The sequence below is a fragment of the uncultured Virgibacillus sp. genome, assembly GCF_947495635.1.
GTDB lineage: Bacteria > Bacillota > Bacilli > Bacillales > Amphibacillaceae > Virgibacillus > Virgibacillus salarius.
The window spans coordinates 1-207 of the sequence record NZ_CANMAB010000267.1 but is presented as its reverse complement, the minus strand read 5'-3'; the positions used below and the strand labels follow the sequence as shown (position 1 = coordinate 207).

The following is a 207-nucleotide window of genomic DNA, read 5'->3' as shown; positions in this document are numbered from 1 at the left end:
GCCTTAAATGAAAAGGCGAATCAACTCGCAAGGACCTTACGCCAAAATGGCATCACAGCCAATGCGATTGTCGGTATTATGATCGATGGTTCGCTAGAAATGATGGTCGGCATGATAGGCATTCTCAAGGCAGGCGGCGCCTACTTACCTATCGATCCAACACATCCAATCGATCGAATCAATTATATGATAGAAGATGCCAAACTG

Annotated in this window: 1 protein-coding gene; it reads left to right on the top strand. The window is 45.4% G+C overall.

Going from position 1 to position 207, the window contains the following annotated elements:
- On the top strand, positions 1–207 hold a 207-nt coding region (locus Q1A47_RS20795), incomplete at both ends, for an AMP-binding protein (RefSeq protein ID WP_299632777.1).